We start from the raw sequence: 16331 nt of genomic DNA, 5'->3' as shown, positions 1-16331 counted from the left end.
GTCGATTCCCTGAAGCTTAGATAGCTAACACAGTGCTACGTTATTTGCTGCGGGCAGCCAGCACTTCCGCCGGTTGCACGATGTTTTCCGCAGCCTTGTTCGACCAGGTGTTGCGGGTATAGGTGATCACGGCGGCGATCTCGGTGTCCGACAGCTGCTTCCAGGCCGGCATCGCCGACGGGTAGGCCGGGGTGTCCTGGCCGTTGAGCAGGATGTCGATCTGGTGCGCCTTGGCGCCCAGCACGTTCGGCGAGCCGTCCAGCGGGGCAAAGGCGTTCGGCACGCCCTTGCCGTTGGCCTGGTGGCAGGCCACGCAGTTGGCGGCGTAGACCTGCTCGCCGCGGGTCTTCAGTTCGTCGATGGTCCAGACCTTGTTCGGGTCGTCGGCCAGGGCGGCCATGCGCTTCTTCTCGCCGGCGACCCAGGCGGTGTAGTCCTCGGCGGACACCACGCGCACCACGATCGGCATGAAGGCGTGGTCCTTGCCGCACAGTTCGACGCAATTGCCGCGGTAGACGCCGATCTTGTCGGCCTTGAACCAGCCGTCGCGCACGAAGCCCGGAATCGCGTCCTGCTTGATGGCGAAGGCCGGGATGGTCCAGGCGTGGATCACGTCGTTGGCGGTGAACACCATGCGGATCTTCTTGCCGACCGGGACGACCATCTCGTTGTCCACTTCGAGCAGGTAGTTCTCGCCCTTTTTCTCGGTGGCAGCCTGGCCCGGCAGGCCGATCTGGGCGCGCGGGGTGGCCAGGTTGGACAGGAAGGAAATGCCCTCGCCTTCGCCGTTCAGGTAGTCATAGCCCCATTTCCACTGCATGCCGGTGGCCTTGATGGTGATGTCGGCGTTCGAGGTGTCCTTCAGGGCGACCACGGTCTTGGTGGCCGGCAGGGCCATGCCGATGACGATCAGGAAGGGAACGATGGTCCAGGCGATCTCGACGGCGGTCGATTCGTGGAAGGTGGCGGGCTTGTGGCCGAGCGACTTGCGGTGCTTGAACACCGAATAGAACATGACACCGAACACGCCGACGAAGATCACCAGGCAGACGATCATCATCCAGTTGTGCAGGTCGTAGATATCGGCGCCGACGCCGGTCACGGGGGGCTGCATGTTCAACTGGTGTTCCACCGGCCGGCCCGTGATTTCCGGAGCCGCCCATGCTGGGATGCCGGCCGTTGCTGCGAGGCCGAACATCCAGGCCCCAAGTCGCGATGCGTATGTCATGTTGTCCCCAACCACCCAAAATAAAAATATTTTTTAACGGTCGACAGCTCCATGAACGAACTGGCGCCGCTCCGAAACGTAATTCGCAGAACGGTTATACCAGTACCGCGAAATTGCGCTGCGGAATCGGTGGGAACCTACACGCTGGGGGCCGGTCGCTTTGCGCTACCCGCCATCAGCGGCTCTGCTGATGCTGCAATTCATTTCTCGTTGTATTTCTATTTTTGCGCCTGGCTTGCTGCTTTTTTCAGCGTTTTCCTCGTCCAGACGACAAAAATAGCTACTGATTATAATCAAATCAGTAATTTTTATTCAAGGAAAATCGGGCGTCGTTGTTGCCGGCAGTTATTGAGACTTGCGTGGCTGGAAACGCACGATCGCCTCCCCTGCCGCGGTGGTGCGCGGCGCCGGACGGAAGGCGTGACCATAGATGACCTCGAAGCTGAGGCCGAGCTTGCCGTCGGGGCGGCGCTGGGCCTCGAAGGCATCGAGCATGCGCCGCCACGCCGCGCGCCCGACCAGGCCGCGCCGGCGCGTATCGAGCGGGTTGCCGCCGAAGGCGCGCACGTCGCGCAGCAGGCTCTCTGCAGTGTCGTAGGTGACGGTGATGCGCTCCATGTCCATGACCGGGGTGGAAAACCCCGCCTCCACCAATTGGTCGCCGAAGTCGTGCATGTCGACGAAAGGCAGCGTGTGCGGCGTTTCATCCATGGCGGCAAAGGCGCTGCGCAGCTCGGAGAAGGTGTCCGGGCCGAAGTTCGAGAACATCAGGAGGCCGTCCACCCGCAAGACCCGCCGCCATTCCGCGAACACGCGGTCCGGCTGCGGATGCCAGTGCAGCGCCAGGTTCGACCACAACAAGTCGAGCGAGTTCGTCCCGAAAGGCAGCTTGCCGAAGTCGCCGCACACGATGTCCACGCCGGCCTTCGCCGGCAGCAAACGGCTGAGCATCTGGTTCAGCGAGCGGGTGGCCGGCGCCGGCGCTTTCGCGGCCGTGGCCATGGCGGGGATGGCGTCGATGCCGAGGATCTGGGCGGCCGGATAGGTCTTCTGCAGCAGCGCCAGGTCGGCGCCCGTGCCGCAGCCGGCATCGAGCACCTGCTTCGGCGCGATCTTCACGAGCTGCAGGCGCTCGTGCATGCGCTGGGCGATCTCGCGGCGCAGGAAATCGGAGGCCTGGATGCGGCCGGGCTGGGCGAACAGGGTACGGACGCGCTCGAGGTCGATCGGCGCGCTCATGCGGGAAGGTTGCGGTGAAGCCATGGTGGTGAAGCGCTCAGTGCGATAACTTGGTGAGATAATGGCGGAGTGTACATGCTCCCGTGGATTCGAGTAGATGCCCCTGCTTTTCCACTCCATGCTGCCGCGTGTTCTTCATGTGCTGTTGCCATCCAGCTGCGTGTTGTGCGGCAGCCTGGGAGAGCAAGCGGTCTGCCCGGCCTGCACGCAGGCGCATGCGCGGGACCTGCACACGCGCTGCCCCTGCTGCGCCAACCCGGTCGGCACCGCCGACGGCGCCCGCCGCTGCGGCGCCTGCCTGGCCGATGCGCCGGCTTTCGATGCCACCGTGGCGGCCTGCGACTATGGCGCGCCGGTCGACCGGCTGGTGCTGCAGCTGAAATTCGCCAGCCGGCTGGCGCTGGCGCCGTGGATGGCGGGCCGCTTGCGCGAGGCCGTTCAGGCGCGCGACGCGGACTTGCCGGAGCTGCTGTGCCCGGTGCCGCTCGGGCCGCGCCGCCTGGTCGAGCGCGGCTATAACCAGGCGCTCGAGCTGGCCCGGCCGCTGTCCAGCGCGCTCGGCGTTCCGCTGGCGCCGCGTCTGCTGGAGCGGCAGGTGGAAACGGCTGCGCAGTCGGGCGTGGCGCCGGGCGAGCGCCGCCGCAACGTGCGCGGCGCCTTCGTCCTGGCCGAAGGGCATCCGGCCCTGGAAGGCGTGCACGTCGGCGTGGTCGACGACGTCATGACCAGCGGCCACACACTCGATGAACTGGCCGGCGTGCTCAAGCGCGCCGGCGCGGCACGCGTCACCAACCTGGTGTTCGCGCGTACGCCGCCCACCTATAGAAATTGAAGGAGAACATGTTGTTCCACGTCGTCCTGGTCGAACCGGAAATCCCGCCGAATACCGGCAACGTCATTCGCCTGTGCGCCAACACCGGCGTCCAGCTGCACCTGATCGAGCCGCTCGGCTTCCCGCTCGACGATGCCAAGATGCGCCGCGCCGGCCTGGACTACCACGACTACGCCACCATGAAGGTGCACAAGAACTGGGACGCCTTCCTGCTTGACGTGAAACCGGATCCTTCGCGCATGTTCGCGCTGACCACCCACGGCTCCTCGCCCTTCGCCGACGCCGGTTTCCGGCCTGATGACGTGTTCGTGTTCGGCGCCGAATCGCGCGGCCTCGACCCAGCCCTGCGCGAGACCTTCCCACCGGCCCAGCGCATCCGCCTGCCGATGATGCCGGACAACCGCAGCCTCAACCTGTCCAACACGGTGGCGGTGGTGGTCTATGAGGCCTGGCGCCAGAACGGCTACGCCGGCGGAGTCTAGGAACGAGCTTCAAGCATTCCTATCGGCAATGTTACTTATTGTCGCGAAGTTACGACACAATGTAGAAATATCTACAATTTAACGCGACAGTATCTGGCGAACAGGAGTACGCTGGCCACGTGGCGTTGTCGATCGGCGCCCCCTGTTTTTGCTTGAGGTTTCAAATGAAGAAGTTACTTTCCACCGGCGCCCTGCTCCTGTGCTGCACTGCCGCCCATGCGGCCCCCGGCGACACCATTTCCTGGGGCTTTTCCTTCAACGGTTTCTACGACAGCGTGTCGGACAGCTTCCTGCCCGAGGAAGTCATCTCCGGCTCGTTCAAGGGCCATGATCTGAACAGCAATGGCCTGCTGGAAAAGGACGAGCTGCTGGCCCTGGTCGTCGGCGAACTCGACTACATCGCCTGCGCCGCCACCAGCAACGCCTTCTACCAGTGCGGCGCCACCAGTTTTTCCTTTTCCCAGGATGCCGGCCTGCATTTCAGCGTCGGCAGCTACGGCCAGGATCCCGAAGGCTGGGTCGGCGGCGGGCGCCTGATCACCACCGGCGACCAGCACTACGCCTACGAATTCAATCCAAGCATGACCCAGGAGCGCCACCTGTACTGGACCAGCGACACCCGGCTGACCATGATGTCGCAGGCCCCGGAACCGTCGACCTGGGCGATGCTGGCGGCCGGCCTGGCCGGGCTGACCTGGCGCGCACGGCGCCGCCGATAGCGGCATGGCCGCAGTTTTGCGGCGTCGCTCCCGCTCCATGTGTTAGGGTTCGGGTGATTCAAGGCAACGAGTGCCGCCGACAAGCGGCCAGGCCTCACGATACCATGGACTTTCGAACCCTTAGCGCCCTGCCGCGCGCATCGACACGGATGCGCGCATGAAAACACTCATCCATCCCGCACGGGCCGTCGCCCTGGGCTTCCTGCTGGCCATCGTGGCCGGCACGCTGCTGCTCATGCTGCCGGCGGCGCGCGCCGACGGCCTGCCGGCGCCGCCCCTGGTCGCGCTGTTCACCTCGGTCTCGGCGGTATGCGTGACCGGCATGGCCATCGTCGACACGGGCAGCTACTGGTCCGGCTTCGGGCAGGCCGTCATCATGTTCCTGTTCCAGCTCGGCGGCTTCGGCCTGATGACCGCCGCCACCCTGCTCGGCCTGATGGTCAACCGTTCGCCCAGGCTGCGCACCCGCATGATGACGCAGACCGAGACGCGCCTGCTCGGGCTGGGCGACATCACGAGCGTGGCAAAGATCGTGTTCAAGGTCGCCCTGATCTGCCAGCTGCTGCTGTTCGCGGTCCTCACGCTCAGGCTGCACCTCGGCCATGGCCTGGATTGGGGCGATGCCGCCTGGAGCGGGCTGTTCCATGCCGCCTCGGCCTTCAACAATGCAGGCTTCTCGACCCATGCGGACAGCCTGGTGCGCTACGCTGGCGACGCCCTGGTGCTGGGGCCGATCATGATCGCCATCGTCATCGGCGGCATCGGCTTCCCCGTGCTGCACGACCTGCGCCACCGCTGGCGCGACCCGCGCCACTGGTCGCTGCACACCAAGCTGACGCTGACCGGCTCGCTCATCCTGGTGCTGGGAGGCTTCCTGGCGATCGTTATATTGGAATGGAACAATGTGCGGACCATCGGGCCATTTTCCCTGTTCGACAAGCTATCGAACAGCATGTTCATGTCGGTTGCGGCGCGCACCGCCGGTTTCAATACGGTGGACATCGGCGCCCTCACCCCGGAAACCTGGGCCGTGCACTACTTCCTGATGTTCATCGGCGGCGGCAGCGGCGGCACCGCGGGCGGCGTCAAGGTCGGCACCATCGCCATCCTGGCCCTGCTGGTGATCGCCGAAGCAAAAGGACATACCGATACCGAAGCTTTCGGGCGCCGCGTCGGCGCCTCGGCCCAGCGCCAGGCCATCACGGTGCTGGTCCTGGGCTCCATCATCGTCGCGGTAGGCACGGTGATCCTGCTGCGCATCACCCACTTCCCGACCGACCAGATCATCTTCGAGGTGATCGCCGCCTTCGGCAGCGCGGGACTGTCGACCGGCATCACCCACCAGCTGCCGCCGAGCGGCCAGCTGCTGCTCGCCGTGCTGATGTTCATCGGCCGGGTCGGCACCATCACGCTCGCCACCTCGCTCGTCCTGGGCGAACGGCGCATGCCTTATCGTTATCCGGAGGAACATCCAATTGTTGGGTAGGATTTTTACAGAGCAGTTCGCCTTTTCGGCGAGCGACAGCGTCGTCGTCATCGGCTTGGGGCGCTTCGGCGGCGCCGTCGCCCAGTCCCTGATGCGCCTGGGTCACGACGTGATGGGCATCGACAACCGTGAAGACCTGGTCCAGTTCTGGGGCGACCGCCTCACCCACGCGGTGCAGGCCGATTCCACCAACGAGAGCATCATGCTCCAGCTGGGGGTGGCCGACTTTTCCCATGCCATCGTGGCGATCGGCTCGAACCTGTCCGCCAGCCTGATGACGCTGATGGTCCTGACCGAGCTCGGCATCAAGGACATCTGGGTCAAGGCCCAGACGCCGGAGCACGGCCAGATCGCCCAGCGCATCGGCGCCCACCACGTGATCTTCCCGGAAGCGGACATGGGCGCGCGCGTGGCGCACCTGATCACCGGGCGCATGATGGACTTCATCGAGTTCGAGGACGGCTTCGCCATCGCCAAGATCCATGCGCCGCTCGACACCCACCACCAGACCCTGGCCGAGTCGCATGTGCGCTCGCGCCACGGCGTCACGGTGGTCGGCGTCAAGCGCGCCAACGAGGACTTCCAGCATGCGCAGCCGGAAACCCGCATCCTGCCGAACGACCTCCTGATCGTCTCCGGCCCGACCAAGAAGATCGAGGTGTTCGCCAGCAGCGGGCGCAAGCGCAAGTAAGCTTATTTGCCTACGACCTTGATCTGCTTGACCTCGAAGCTGGATTCGCCGAAGGTCTCCTTGTCGAATTCGCCGCTCAGCTCGACCACGGTGTTCTGGTCGATGCTCACGCCCGCCGGAAAGTGTTCGGGCTCGATCTCGACCGTGATCTTGCCGCTCTGGTCGGCGAACTCGTAGTCGTCCCCGCCCTTGTGGCTGAGCAGCTTGCCCTGCAGGCGCGCGTGCTGGTCGTCCTTGCCCTTGTCGAGCAGCTCCTTGGCGGTCGTCAAGGGAACGCTCGACGGCCCCGTGTAGCCAGAAGTCGCGGCCGGCTTGGCGGACGGCCCGGTATAGCCGGCCGGCTGGCCGATGGCGAAGGCCGATGCGGCCAGCAGGGTGGTAATAGCGGAAATCTGGACAATGCGTTTCATGTTGGCTCCTGGTGTGAATGATGGGACACAGGCGCATTACACCGGCCGGACATTAAACCGATCTTAAGATTGCGTCGCAGGCCAGTCGAGCGTCACGCCCAGCCCACGCCCACCCAGGCCCGGCCCGAAGGCGAGCTTGACCCCATGCAGGTCGGCGATGCGCTGGACGATCGACAGGCCAAGCCCGCTGCCGCCCTCCTCCTGCCCCAGCACCCGGAAGAAGCGTTCGGTCAGGCGCGCCCTGCTGGCGGCGTCGACGCCCGGGCCGTTGTCGCGCACGGCGATCCGGTCGCGACCCGCATGGCGCAGGGCCTCGACCTCGACCCGGCTGCCGGCCGGGCAATAGCGCAGCGCATTCCCAACCAGGTTGCGCAGCACGATCTCCAGCATCTGCGGGTCGCCCTCGACCTGATCGATCGCGCTGTGCAAGGCGAGGTCGATGCCGCGGCGCGCCGCCTCCGGCGCATAGTCGGCGCGCAGCGCCGCGAACAGGGGCGGCAGCGCCACCGCCTGGCTCACCAGTTGGGTACGCGCCAGCGGGTCCAGGCGCGCCAGCGCCAGCAGGCTGTCTACCAGCGCGGTCAGGCGCCCGATGTCCTGGCGCAGCTTGTGGAAAGACGCCGCCAGGCCGGGATGCTGGCGTTGCAGCAGCTGCACGTGCATGTGCAGGCCCGCCAGCGGCGTGCGCAGTTCGTGGGCCGCATCGGCCGTGAAGCGGCGCTCGGCCTGCAAGGCCTGGTCGAGGCGCCCCAGCACCTCGTTCAGGGCGCCGACGATCGGCAGCAGTTCGCGCGGCTGGCCATCGAGCGCCACCCGCGCCAGGTCGTCCGGGGTCTTGGCGGCGATGCTGGCCGCGGTGCGGCGCAGCGGCGCCAGCACGCGCCCGGTCAGCCACCAGCACACCAGCCCCAGGAGCAGGAGGATGCCGAGCGCCGGCAGCCACAGGGCCTCGGCCAGGTCTTCCAGTATCTCGAAGCGCTTGTCGGCGCGCTGGCCGACCTGCACCTCGAAGCGCCGCACCCCGTCGCGCACCACGAACACGCGCCAGTCGTCGCCTTCCACCCGCAGGTCGGCAAAGCCATGCTCGTCGCCGAAGCCGCCCACGAAAGGATGCGCCGGGGCGCCGGCGCTGCGCTGCACGACGCGGCCGCCGGCCACCACCTGGTATTGCATGTCGACCCGGCGCACCCCGTCCCCCTCCATCGGCGGCAAGGGAGCCAGCAGGCCGCGCGCATCGAGGTCGGTGGTAGCCGCCATCAGCATATAGGCCGATTCTTCGAGCGCATCGTCGAACACCTCGCCGGTCTCCTGCCAGGCGATCGCAGTGAGGGTCCCGAGGCCGGCCAGCCACAGCACGCTGCTGGCGGCGAGGATGGCCGCCAGCAGGCGCCGGCGCAGCGACCACGGCCCGGCAGGCTTATGCATGTTCCTTCAGCCGGTAGCCGAGGCCGCGCACCGTGACGATGCTGTCGCTGCCGAATTTCTTGCGCAGGTTGTGGATGTAGACCTCGATGGCATTGCTCTCGACTTCCTCGCCCCAGCCGTACAGGCTTTCCTCGATCTGGGCACGGGTGACGATGCCGTTCCTGCGCTGCAGAAGCGCGAGCAGCACGTGGTACTCGCGCGCCGTCAGCGCCACCGGCTGGCCATGCAGGCTGGCCTGGCGGGTCTCCAGGTCGAGCGCGATGCCGGCGTGCGCCAGCAGGTTGCTGGCCTGGCTGGCGCCGCGCCGCACCGCCGCCCGGATGCGTGCCGACATCTCTTCCAGCTCGAAGGGCTTGACCAGGTAGTCGTCGGCGCCCAGGTCGAGGCCCTCGACCCGGTCGGACAGCGCATTGAAGGCGGTGATCAGGATCACCGGCACGGTGTCGCCGGCCGCGCGCAGGCTTGCGAGCAAGTCGTCGCCCGACAAGCCCGGCAGCCCGCGGTCGAGCAGCACGCAGTCGTAGCGGTGGGTCGCGAGCGCGGTGCGGGCCGAGTCGCCGCGGCGGACCCAGTCGACCGCGTGCCCGTCGAGCCGCAGCCAGGCCTGGATGGTGTCGCCGAGCGAACTGTCGTCTTCGGCCAGCAGGATGCGCATCGATGCCCTCTATCCATGTCGATATCCGGCATCTTGCCACGGATAAGGGGCGCCATGCGCACGGCGCCCCGAGGACGAGCTGCTTACAGGGCCGGGATCAGGACCTTGTCGACCACGTGGATCACGCCGTTGCTGGCCCTGACGTCGACCGCGGTGATGCGCGCCGGGGCCGCGGTGGTGTCGCGGATGGTCGGCGGCGTGCCGGCGGAGATCACGATGTTCTGGCCGGCGACCGTGGCGACCGGCGTGCCGAAGGGAATCTGCGTCGACAGCACTTGGCCCGACACCACGTGATAGGTCAGGACGGTGCGCAGCTGGGCCGCAGTCAAGCCTTGCGGCGCGGCCGCGAAGGCGGTATCGGTCGGTGCGAACACCGTGAACGGGCCGGCGCCGGCGAGCGTGCCCTGCAGGTTGCTCGCGACCACGGCAGTGACGAGCGAGCTGAAGACAGGATTGGCCTGGGCCATCTGCACGATGTTCAGCACCCCGGGCGGCACCAGCACCTTGTCGACCACGTGGATCACGCCGTTGCTGGCGCCGACGTTGGGGGTGGTGACGGTGGCGCTGGTGAGGGCGGCGTCGGTGATCTTCACGCCGCTGCTGAAGTCGAAGTTCAGGCTGCTCGGCGCGCCGGCATAGGAATAGGCGGTCTGCTGGGTGGCGCCGCCCGCGGCCAGGTCGGACGAGGCCTTGCGGCTGGTCAGCACGTGGTAATTCAGGATGTTCTGCAGCGCGCTGGCCGGCAGGGCATCGACCATCGCCGTCGCGCTGGCGAAGCCGAGCCGGGTCGCCAGGTCGCCGAAGGCGCGGTCGGTCGGCGCAAACACGGTCAGCTGGGCATTGGGGTCGGCCAGCGTGGTGGCGATGCCGGCCTTGCTCGATGCCGCCAGCAGCGCAGTAAAGCCCTGCTCGCGCGCGACGTCGGCAATGTTCTTCTGCACCGGAACCGGCGCCATGTCGTCATCGTCGTCGCTGCTGCCGCATCCGGCCAGGGTGCCTGCGAAGGCAAAGACCACCAGCCCGTATTTGAGGAAACCTTGCAGTGTCATGTCAGTTCTCCGGTGAAGTGATACATCATGGTTGAGTTGTATACGCAAGCGGTTCACTACGGTGTTCTGACATTAAATATAGGTTCAACCACGCGACGCACGTTTAAAATTTCATATGAAACCGGGTCAGCGAAGGGACATTGCTTGTCTATACCGGCTTTTATCGGACAGGCTGCCCGCCTCCCCAGCGGTCCTTCGTTTACAATAAAGCTCATCAATTCCAACAAAAAGAATGCCGTGAAACGACATCGACTGCTCGCGATTGCCTCCGTCCTGATCCTGGCTGCGCTGGCCTGGTGGCTGTTCCACGGCCTGCGCGGGCCGGAACTGGCCGCCTACCAGTTGCGCGAGCGGCCCATGGTGCAGACCGTGGTGGCCACCGGCCGGGTGGCGGCGGTCTCGCGCGCCCAGGTCGGCAGTCCGCTGACGGCGGTGGTGCTGGAGCGGCGCGTGCGCGAAGGCGACGCGGTGCGGCCGGGCGACGTGCTGGCGATCCTGCGCGCCGACGACCTCGAGGCGGCGGTGCGCGAAGCCGAGGCCGAGCTGGCCCAGCTGCAGCAGTCGACCCGGCCGCAGGCCCAGGCCAGCCTGCGCGAAGCCGAAGCGCGGCTGGCCCAGGCCAGCCGCGAAGCGGCGCGCCGGCGCGACCTGTTCGAGCGCCAGATGATCACGCGCGAGGCCATGGAACAGGCGGCACAGGCCGAAACCGTGGCCCGCATCGCGGCCGAGCAGGCACGCCTGGCCGCGCGTGCGCTGGTGCCGGGCAATCCGGGCGAACAGGCGGCCCGCGCGCGGCTCGCCAATGCCAGGGCGCAGCTGGCCAAGACCACCATCCGCGCCGAAGTCGCCGGCACCGTCCTGACCCGCAACGCCGAACCGGGCGACCTGGTGCAGCCGGGCCGCATCCTGTTCGAGATCGCGCGCGCGGGCGCTACCGAGATCCTGGTGCCGGTGGACGAGAAGAACCTCGAGGTGCTGGCCGTCGGCCAGGGCGCGGTCTGCGTCGCCGACGCCTATCCGCTGCAGCCTTTCAAAGCCCGGGTCGATTTCATCGCCCCCGCCGTCGATCCCCAGCGCGGCACCGTGGACCTGCGCCTCGCCGTCGATCCGGCGCCCGCCTTCCTGCGCCAGGACATGACCGTCTCGGTGAACGTGGAAACCGGCCGGCGCGAGCGCGCCATCGTGGTCCCGAACGACGCCCTGCTGGCGGTGCAGGGCAGGCAGGCCGAGACCTGGGTGGTGGCGGCCGGCCGGGCCGAGCGCCGCCGCGTCCAGCTCGGCCTGCGTGGCCTGGTCCAGACCGAGGTCACGGCCGGCCTGCGCGCCGGCGACTGGGTGCTGGCCGATCCGCCCGCCACACTGCGCGCCGGAGACCGGGTACGGCCGGCGCCGGCCGCCATGCCGGCCGACTCGGCCACCCGCAGGGAACTGCCGGCCAGGCTGGACTGACCCATGTGGCTCGAGTGGACCATCGCCACCCGCTTCCTGCGCGAAGGCCGGACGCAGAGCATCCTGATCCTGGTGGGGATCGGCGTCGGCGTCGCCGTCATCGTGTTCCTGACCGCCCTGATCAACGGGCTGCAGGCCAACATCATCGACCGTACCCTGGGAACCCAGGCCCATATCAAGGTCCAGCCCACCGAGGAGCACAACCGGATACTGCCGCCGGCGGCCGGCACCACCCAGCTGGTACTGGAGAGCAAGCGCGCCCAGCGCCTGCGCTCGATCAACAACTGGCAGGAGGTGCGCGACGTGCTCGACACCCTGCCGCGCATCACGGCGGTCTCGCCCCTGATCTTGGGACCGGCCTTCGCGCGGCGCGGCGATGCGCTGGAGTCGGTGGCGCTGGTGGGCATCGATCCGCCGCGCTACCAGCGCATCATCCCGATCCAGCAGGACATCGTGGAAGGCGCCTTTCGCATCGGGGCGGGCGACGCCGTGATCGGCAGGCAGCTGGCCAGGGACCTCGGCATGCGGGTCGGCGACAAGCTGCGGCTCGATGGGGGCCAGGGGCGCGAGAGCGTGGTGAACGTGGCCGGCATCTTCGAGCTGGGCGTGCGCGAGCTGGATGCGCGCTACGTCTACCTGGACATGAAGCAGGCCCAGTCGCTGCTTGACCTGCCGGGCGCCGCCACCGTGATCGACCTGACCGTGGACGACATCTTCGCGGCGCGCGAGATCGCCGCGCGTACCGCCCGCCTGACCGGCCTGAAAGTGGAGAGCTGGATGGAGACCAATGCGCAGCTGATGAACGCGCTGCGCTCGCAAAGCCTGTCGACGCGGATGATCAGCACCTTCGTGGCCCTGAGCGTTGCCCTCGGCATCGCCAGCGTGCTGTCGGTCAGCGTGGTCCAGCGTACCCGCGAGATCGGGATCCTGCGCGCGATGGGCATCACGCGCGGGCGGATGCTGCGCGTGTTCCTGGTGCAGGGCGCCCTCCTCGGGCTGGCCGGTTCGCTGCTGGGCGGCGCCGCCGGCTACGCCCTGGTGGGCGCGTTCAATACCTTCGGGCCGAAGCTGTTCACCATCCCGCTCGATCCCACGCTGCTGGCGGGCGCGGCGGCGCTGGCGACCGTGACCGGGATCGTGTCGGCGGCGGTGCCGGCGCGGCGAGCGGCGGCCCTCGATCCGGTGGAGGCGATTCGCCATGTCTGAACGCGATTCCGGGCGCGACGCCGGCCAGGAAGTGCTGCGCCTGGACGGCCTGCGCAAGAGCTACAACGTCGGCAAGCCGACCGAAGTCGAGGTGCTGCACGGTATCGACCTGCGCCTGGAGCGGCGCGACTTCGCCGCCCTGGTGGGCGCCTCGGGGTCCGGCAAGAGCACGCTGCTCAACCTGATCGGCCTGCTCGACCGGCCCACCGCGGGCGAGCTGTTCCTGCTCGGCGAGCCGACCAGCGCCATGGACGACGCCCGCCGCACTGCCCTGCGCGGCGGCAGCATCGGCTTCGTGTTCCAGTTCCACCACCTGATCCAGGCCTTCACCGCGCTGGAAAACGTGCTGATGCCGCTGATGGCAGTGGGCGGCAAGCCGACCCGCGCGCAGGCCGATCACGCGCGCGCCCTGCTGGAGCAGGTGGGACTGGCGGGCATGGAAGCACGCAAGCCCGACCAGTTGTCGGGCGGCCAGCAACAGCGCGTGGCGGTGGCGCGCGCCCTGGTGACCCGTCCGGCCCTGCTGCTGGCGGACGAACCGACCGGCAACCTCGACAGCAAATCCGCCGCCGAAGTGTTCCAGCTGTTCCGCCGTTTCAACCGCGAGTTCGGTTGCGCGGTACTCTTGGTGACGCACGACCCGCGCCTGTCGGAGCAATGCGACCGCACCATCACCCTGGTGGACGGCCGCATCGAGAGCGACAGGATCGCCTAGGCCTGTTTTTCGGCCAGCATGGCCGCCACCATGGGCTGCGTGCCCGCATCCCAGCGCGCCAGCAAGCGCTGCGGGCAGCGGGCGAAAAACGTCGCCAGGGCGCCGTCTTCCCAGCGGTGCAGCGCGAAGGCCGGCTCGCCCTGCTCCACCAGCGCCCGTCCGTCCGGCTGCCCGGCCGCCATGGGCGAGAAAGCCAGGCTCAGGTCCGAGGACGAGGACGGACAGGTCACGACCTGGCGGCCGCGCCAGGGAAACATGCCGGCCAGGTGAACGTGGCCGGTGCAGATGCCCGCGACCTGCGCGCCCTGCAGCGCGGCGTCGAGGCGGGCGATCCAGTCCTGGCCCGGCCCCGGGTCGATCCAGGGGATGCCGACGTCGACGGGCGGATGGTGCAGGAAGACCAGCAACGGCGCACCCCGGCTGTCCTGCACGGCCTGGCGCAGCCAGGCGGCGCGCGCCTCGCAGAAGGCGCCGCCGTGGCGGCCCTGCTCGAGGCTGTCGAGGACCACGACCTCCAGTCCGCCGAACTCGGCGCGGCCCTGCACGAAACCGTCCGCGTCGTGGCTCTCGCCGAACACGGCGCGGAAATGCCCACGATGGTCGTGGTTGCCCAGCGCGAAACGCAGCGGACGCGGCCAGCGCGCCAACGCCCCCTGCAGGTGCCGGTAGCTCTCGGGCGCGCCGTCGTCGGCCAGGTCGCCGCTCAGGACCAGCAATCCGGGCTGCGGCTGCAGGGACAGGAGGTGATCCAGCACCCTGTTGAAACGCGCCAGGTTTGGATGGCCGGGGTCCGCGTGCAGGTGCAGGTCGGTGACTTGGGCGATCAGCATGCGGACTCCTGTCTGTCTAAGATCCGACAATCTTGCCACGAAATGAAAAACGCCCGGGTCGATGCACCGGGCGCTGGAAGGACAAGCGACGATCGACGCTCAGCGGATCGCCACGCTCACGCTCGCGCTGCCGATGTTGCCGGCGGCATCGCGCACCACCGCCTTGAGCGTGTGGGTTCCCACCGCCAGCTTGCGGGTGTTCCAGGTGTACGACAGGCTGCCGCCGCTGCCCTGCGCCACCACGACATTATTCACCAGCAGTTGCTGGGACAGCGCCGCGGCGCCCAGGTTGTCGCTCGCGCTCACGCTGACCTTGACGTTGCCCGAGACCGCGCCGGCCACCGGATTGAGGATGCTGACCGTCGGCGCGGTGGTATCCGCGCTCGAGGCTGGCACCGTGGTGGCGTTGGCGACGTTGACGGCCACGCTGGCCGAGCGGCCGGCATTGCCGGCGGCGTCGTAGGCGACGGCGACCAGGTTGGCCATCCCGTTCGGCACGCCAGCCGAATTCCAACTGAAGCCGTAGGGCGCGCTGGTGTCGCTGGCCACCGTGGTGCCGTTGACCTGCAGGTCGACGCGCGTCACGCCGACATTGTCGCTGGCGCTGGCATCGACGGCCACCAGGCCGGAGACCGTGCTGCTGCCGAGCGGGGCCTGGATGGCGACGCTGGGCGCGCTGCTGTCCACGACCGGGGCGGCGGCCAGTGCGGCCTGCACCGCGGCGGCGGCATTGACCCGGCCATGGCCGAAGTAGTTGTCGCGGCCGACCGCGCCCAGGTCCACGGCCGTCGAGTAGAGCAGGCTTTCGATGCGGCTGTTGGAGACGGTCGGCGCGGCGGCCATCATCAGCGCGGCCACGCCGGCGGCCACCGGGCTCGCATACGAGGTGCCGTTGACGGCGGCGTAGCTGTTGCCCATGCGGGTGGTCCAGATGCCGCTGCCGGGTGCGGTCAGCGTCACGAAGCTGCCGTAGCTCGACCAGCTGGCGCGGTTGTCGTTGCTGTCGGTGGCGCCGACCACGATCATGGCGCTGTTGGGAGCATAGCCCTGGTCGGTGCCGGTGTTACCGGACGAAACGAAGACCAGGCCGCCCTTCGACTTCATGTAGTTCGCCGCGCTGGTCACCGAGGAGCTGGTGGTCACGCCGCCGTAGCTGACGTTGGCGACGCGGGCGCCGTTGTCGGCGGCGTAGATCAGACCGCTGGCGACGGTGCTGTAGGCGGCATAGCAGCCGCCGTCGGTGGCTTTCTTGTAGGCGACACGCACCGGCATGATGCGCGCGCGCCCGGCGATCCCGGCCACGCCGATGGCATTGTCGTTGACCGCCGCCGCGGCGCCCGCGACCGAGGTACCGTGGCCGCAGACGTCGGCCAGGTTGGTGTTCGCATCGTAGACGTTGTAGCCGCCGACGAGGTTCGGCGCCAGGTCCGGATGGGCGGCGTCGATGCCCGAATCGAGGATCGCGATCGTCACGCCGCTGCCCTGCGCCAGATCCCAGGCGGCGTTGGCGCCGATCTTGCCGACGTGCCAAGCGCTGCCGATGTAGGGGTCGTTCACCGCGAGCGTGCTCAGCACCAGACGATCCTGCTCGGCCGATTTCACGTGCGGATTGTTCTTCAGGCGCGCCAGCACGGCCTTTTCGGAGGCATTGGCCGGCAGGTCGACGATGTAGATGCCGCTCTGGCCGAGCTTGTAGCGCTTGTGGCCGGGCGTCTCGATCATCTTGCCGAGCGCATCGGTCGTGACGCCGTCGCGGACTTCGACCAGCATCCGGCCCTTGACCAGCAGCTCATCGACGGGTTGTGCGGCGACGGCGGAAAAGGCGGCGCTGGCGCCGAGCACGGCAAGCGCCAGGGCGCGCAGTGCGAATGGGGTATGAATGAAGCTCATGGCATTTCCTGTTAAGTGTTCTCAA

16 protein-coding genes are annotated in these 16331 nt (G+C 67.9%); 8 read left to right on the top strand and 8 right to left on the bottom strand.

Annotated elements, in window-relative coordinates:
- Window positions 1–40 precede the first annotated feature (40 nt).
- Window positions 41–1228, bottom strand: coding sequence for a cytochrome c oxidase subunit II (gene coxB, locus FG94_RS10330; RefSeq protein WP_081925914.1), 1188 nt, complete (start codon window positions 1226–1228; stop codon window positions 41–43).
- Window positions 1229–1573: 345 nt separating this feature from the next.
- Window positions 1574–2467, bottom strand: a complete 894-nt coding sequence (locus FG94_RS10325; RefSeq protein WP_051996419.1) for a methyltransferase domain-containing protein — start codon at window positions 2465–2467, stop codon at window positions 1574–1576.
- 97 nt (window positions 2468–2564) lie between these two features.
- Between FG94_RS10325 and FG94_RS10320 the strand changes: the two genes are divergently transcribed.
- The 5 genes from FG94_RS10320 (at window position 2565) to FG94_RS10300 (ending at window position 6677) form a co-directional block, all read left to right on the top strand.
- Window positions 2565–3299, top strand: a complete 735-nt coding sequence (locus FG94_RS10320; RefSeq protein ID WP_051996417.1) for a ComF family protein — start codon at window positions 2565–2567, stop codon at window positions 3297–3299.
- Window positions 3300–3310: 11 nt separating this feature from the next.
- A complete protein-coding gene (gene trmL, locus FG94_RS10315) occupies window positions 3311–3781 on the top strand; it encodes a tRNA (uridine(34)/cytosine(34)/5-carboxymethylaminomethyluridine(34)-2'-O)-methyltransferase TrmL (RefSeq protein ID WP_036211046.1) in 471 nt (156 codons plus the stop codon).
- A 164-nt stretch (window positions 3782–3945) separates the two neighbouring features.
- The gene (locus FG94_RS10310) at window positions 3946–4500 is read left to right on the top strand and encodes a PEP-CTERM sorting domain-containing protein (protein WP_036210699.1); all 555 of its coding nucleotides are present in this window, start codon (window positions 3946–3948) and stop codon (window positions 4498–4500) included.
- 157 nt (window positions 4501–4657) lie between these two features.
- A complete protein-coding gene (locus FG94_RS10305) occupies window positions 4658–5986 on the top strand; it encodes a TrkH family potassium uptake protein (protein ID WP_036210696.1) in 1329 nt (442 codons plus the stop codon).
- On the top strand, window positions 5976–6677 hold the full coding sequence (locus FG94_RS10300; RefSeq protein WP_229413147.1) for a TrkA family potassium uptake protein: 702 nt from the start codon (window positions 5976–5978) through the stop codon (window positions 6675–6677). Before FG94_RS10305 ends, FG94_RS10300 begins: the two co-directional genes overlap by 11 nt.
- A gap of 2 nt (window positions 6678–6679) precedes the next feature.
- Here FG94_RS10300 and FG94_RS10295 read toward each other — a convergent pair whose 3' ends face one another.
- From FG94_RS10295 to FG94_RS10280, 4 genes are all read right to left on the bottom strand, one after another.
- On the bottom strand, window positions 6680–7087 hold the full coding sequence (locus tag FG94_RS10295; protein WP_036210693.1) for a YgiW/YdeI family stress tolerance OB fold protein: 408 nt from the start codon (window positions 7085–7087) through the stop codon (window positions 6680–6682).
- Between the two features lie 63 nt (window positions 7088–7150).
- Window positions 7151–8512, bottom strand: a complete 1362-nt coding sequence (locus FG94_RS10290; protein ID WP_036210690.1) for an ATP-binding protein — start codon at window positions 8510–8512, stop codon at window positions 7151–7153.
- On the bottom strand, window positions 8505–9167 hold the full coding sequence (locus FG94_RS10285; RefSeq protein ID WP_027866993.1) for a response regulator transcription factor: 663 nt from the start codon (window positions 9165–9167) through the stop codon (window positions 8505–8507). The genes FG94_RS10290 and FG94_RS10285 overlap by 8 nt, the downstream gene beginning before the upstream one ends.
- 83 nt (window positions 9168–9250) lie before the next feature.
- Window positions 9251–10216, bottom strand: coding sequence for a fasciclin domain-containing protein (locus FG94_RS10280; RefSeq protein ID WP_051996415.1), 966 nt, complete (start codon window positions 10214–10216; stop codon window positions 9251–9253).
- A 237-nt stretch (window positions 10217–10453) separates the two neighbouring features.
- Between FG94_RS10280 and FG94_RS10275 the strand changes: the two genes are divergently transcribed.
- Genes FG94_RS10275 through FG94_RS10265 form a run of 3 tightly spaced genes read left to right on the top strand, consistent with a single transcriptional unit; the run spans window position 10454 to window position 13586 of the window.
- Window positions 10454–11665: an efflux RND transporter periplasmic adaptor subunit gene (locus FG94_RS10275; RefSeq protein ID WP_036210687.1), complete on the top strand. Its 1212-nt coding sequence runs from the start codon at window positions 10454–10456 to the stop codon at window positions 11663–11665.
- A gap of 3 nt (window positions 11666–11668) precedes the next feature.
- A complete protein-coding gene (locus FG94_RS10270) occupies window positions 11669–12871 on the top strand; it encodes an ABC transporter permease (RefSeq protein WP_036210684.1) in 1203 nt (400 codons plus the stop codon).
- Window positions 12864–13586, top strand: coding sequence for an ABC transporter ATP-binding protein (locus FG94_RS10265; RefSeq protein ID WP_036210681.1), 723 nt, complete (start codon window positions 12864–12866; stop codon window positions 13584–13586). Before FG94_RS10270 ends, FG94_RS10265 begins: the two co-directional genes overlap by 8 nt.
- On the opposite strand, the gene FG94_RS10260 is transcribed toward FG94_RS10265, so the two are convergent.
- The gene (locus tag FG94_RS10260) at window positions 13583–14416 is read right to left on the bottom strand and encodes a metallophosphoesterase (RefSeq protein ID WP_036210678.1); all 834 of its coding nucleotides are present in this window, start codon (window positions 14414–14416) and stop codon (window positions 13583–13585) included. The two genes, FG94_RS10265 and FG94_RS10260, sit on opposite strands and share 4 nt — an antisense overlap.
- 99 nt (window positions 14417–14515) lie before the next feature.
- Window positions 14516–16306 (bottom strand): S8 family serine peptidase, encoded by a 1791-nt coding sequence (locus tag FG94_RS10255; protein WP_036210675.1) that lies wholly within the window; start codon window positions 16304–16306, stop codon window positions 14516–14518.
- Window positions 16307–16331 lie beyond the last annotated feature (25 nt).

This window comes from Massilia sp. LC238, assembly GCF_000735635.1.
Lineage (GTDB): Bacteria > Pseudomonadota > Gammaproteobacteria > Burkholderiales > Burkholderiaceae_D > Telluria > Telluria varians.
The sequence above is the reverse complement of the archived record's forward strand: the minus strand, read 5'-3'. Positions and strand labels throughout refer to the sequence as shown.

Excerpts from the sequence above, each read along its gene's own strand:
- FG94_RS10255 (WP_036210675.1), bottom strand. The coding sequence starts at position 16,306 with ATGAGCTTCATTCATACCCCATTCGCACTGCGCGCCCTGGCGCTTGCC.
- FG94_RS10265 (WP_036210681.1), top strand. The coding sequence starts at position 12,864 with ATGTCTGAACGCGATTCCGGGCGCGACGCCGGCCAGGAAGTGCTGCGC.
- FG94_RS10280 (WP_051996415.1), bottom strand. The coding sequence starts at position 10,216 with ATGACACTGCAAGGTTTCCTCAAATACGGGCTGGTGGTCTTTGCCTTC.
- FG94_RS10310 (WP_036210699.1), top strand. The coding sequence starts at position 3,946 with ATGAAGAAGTTACTTTCCACCGGCGCCCTGCTCCTGTGCTGCACTGCC.
- FG94_RS10320 (WP_051996417.1), top strand. The coding sequence starts at position 2,565 with ATGCCCCTGCTTTTCCACTCCATGCTGCCGCGTGTTCTTCATGTGCTG.
- FG94_RS10305 (WP_036210696.1), top strand. The coding sequence starts at position 4,658 with ATGAAAACACTCATCCATCCCGCACGGGCCGTCGCCCTGGGCTTCCTG.
- coxB (WP_081925914.1), bottom strand. The coding sequence starts at position 1,228 with ATGACATACGCATCGCGACTTGGGGCCTGGATGTTCGGCCTCGCAGCA.
- FG94_RS10325 (WP_051996419.1), bottom strand. The coding sequence starts at position 2,467 with ATGAGCGCGCCGATCGACCTCGAGCGCGTCCGTACCCTGTTCGCCCAG.
- FG94_RS10295 (WP_036210693.1), bottom strand. The coding sequence starts at position 7,087 with ATGAAACGCATTGTCCAGATTTCCGCTATTACCACCCTGCTGGCCGCA.
- FG94_RS10290 (WP_036210690.1), bottom strand. The coding sequence starts at position 8,512 with ATGCATAAGCCTGCCGGGCCGTGGTCGCTGCGCCGGCGCCTGCTGGCG.
- FG94_RS10270 (WP_036210684.1), top strand. The coding sequence starts at position 11,669 with ATGTGGCTCGAGTGGACCATCGCCACCCGCTTCCTGCGCGAAGGCCGG.
- FG94_RS10285 (WP_027866993.1), bottom strand. The coding sequence starts at position 9,167 with ATGCGCATCCTGCTGGCCGAAGACGACAGTTCGCTCGGCGACACCATC.
- FG94_RS10260 (WP_036210678.1), bottom strand. The coding sequence starts at position 14,416 with ATGCTGATCGCCCAAGTCACCGACCTGCACCTGCACGCGGACCCCGGC.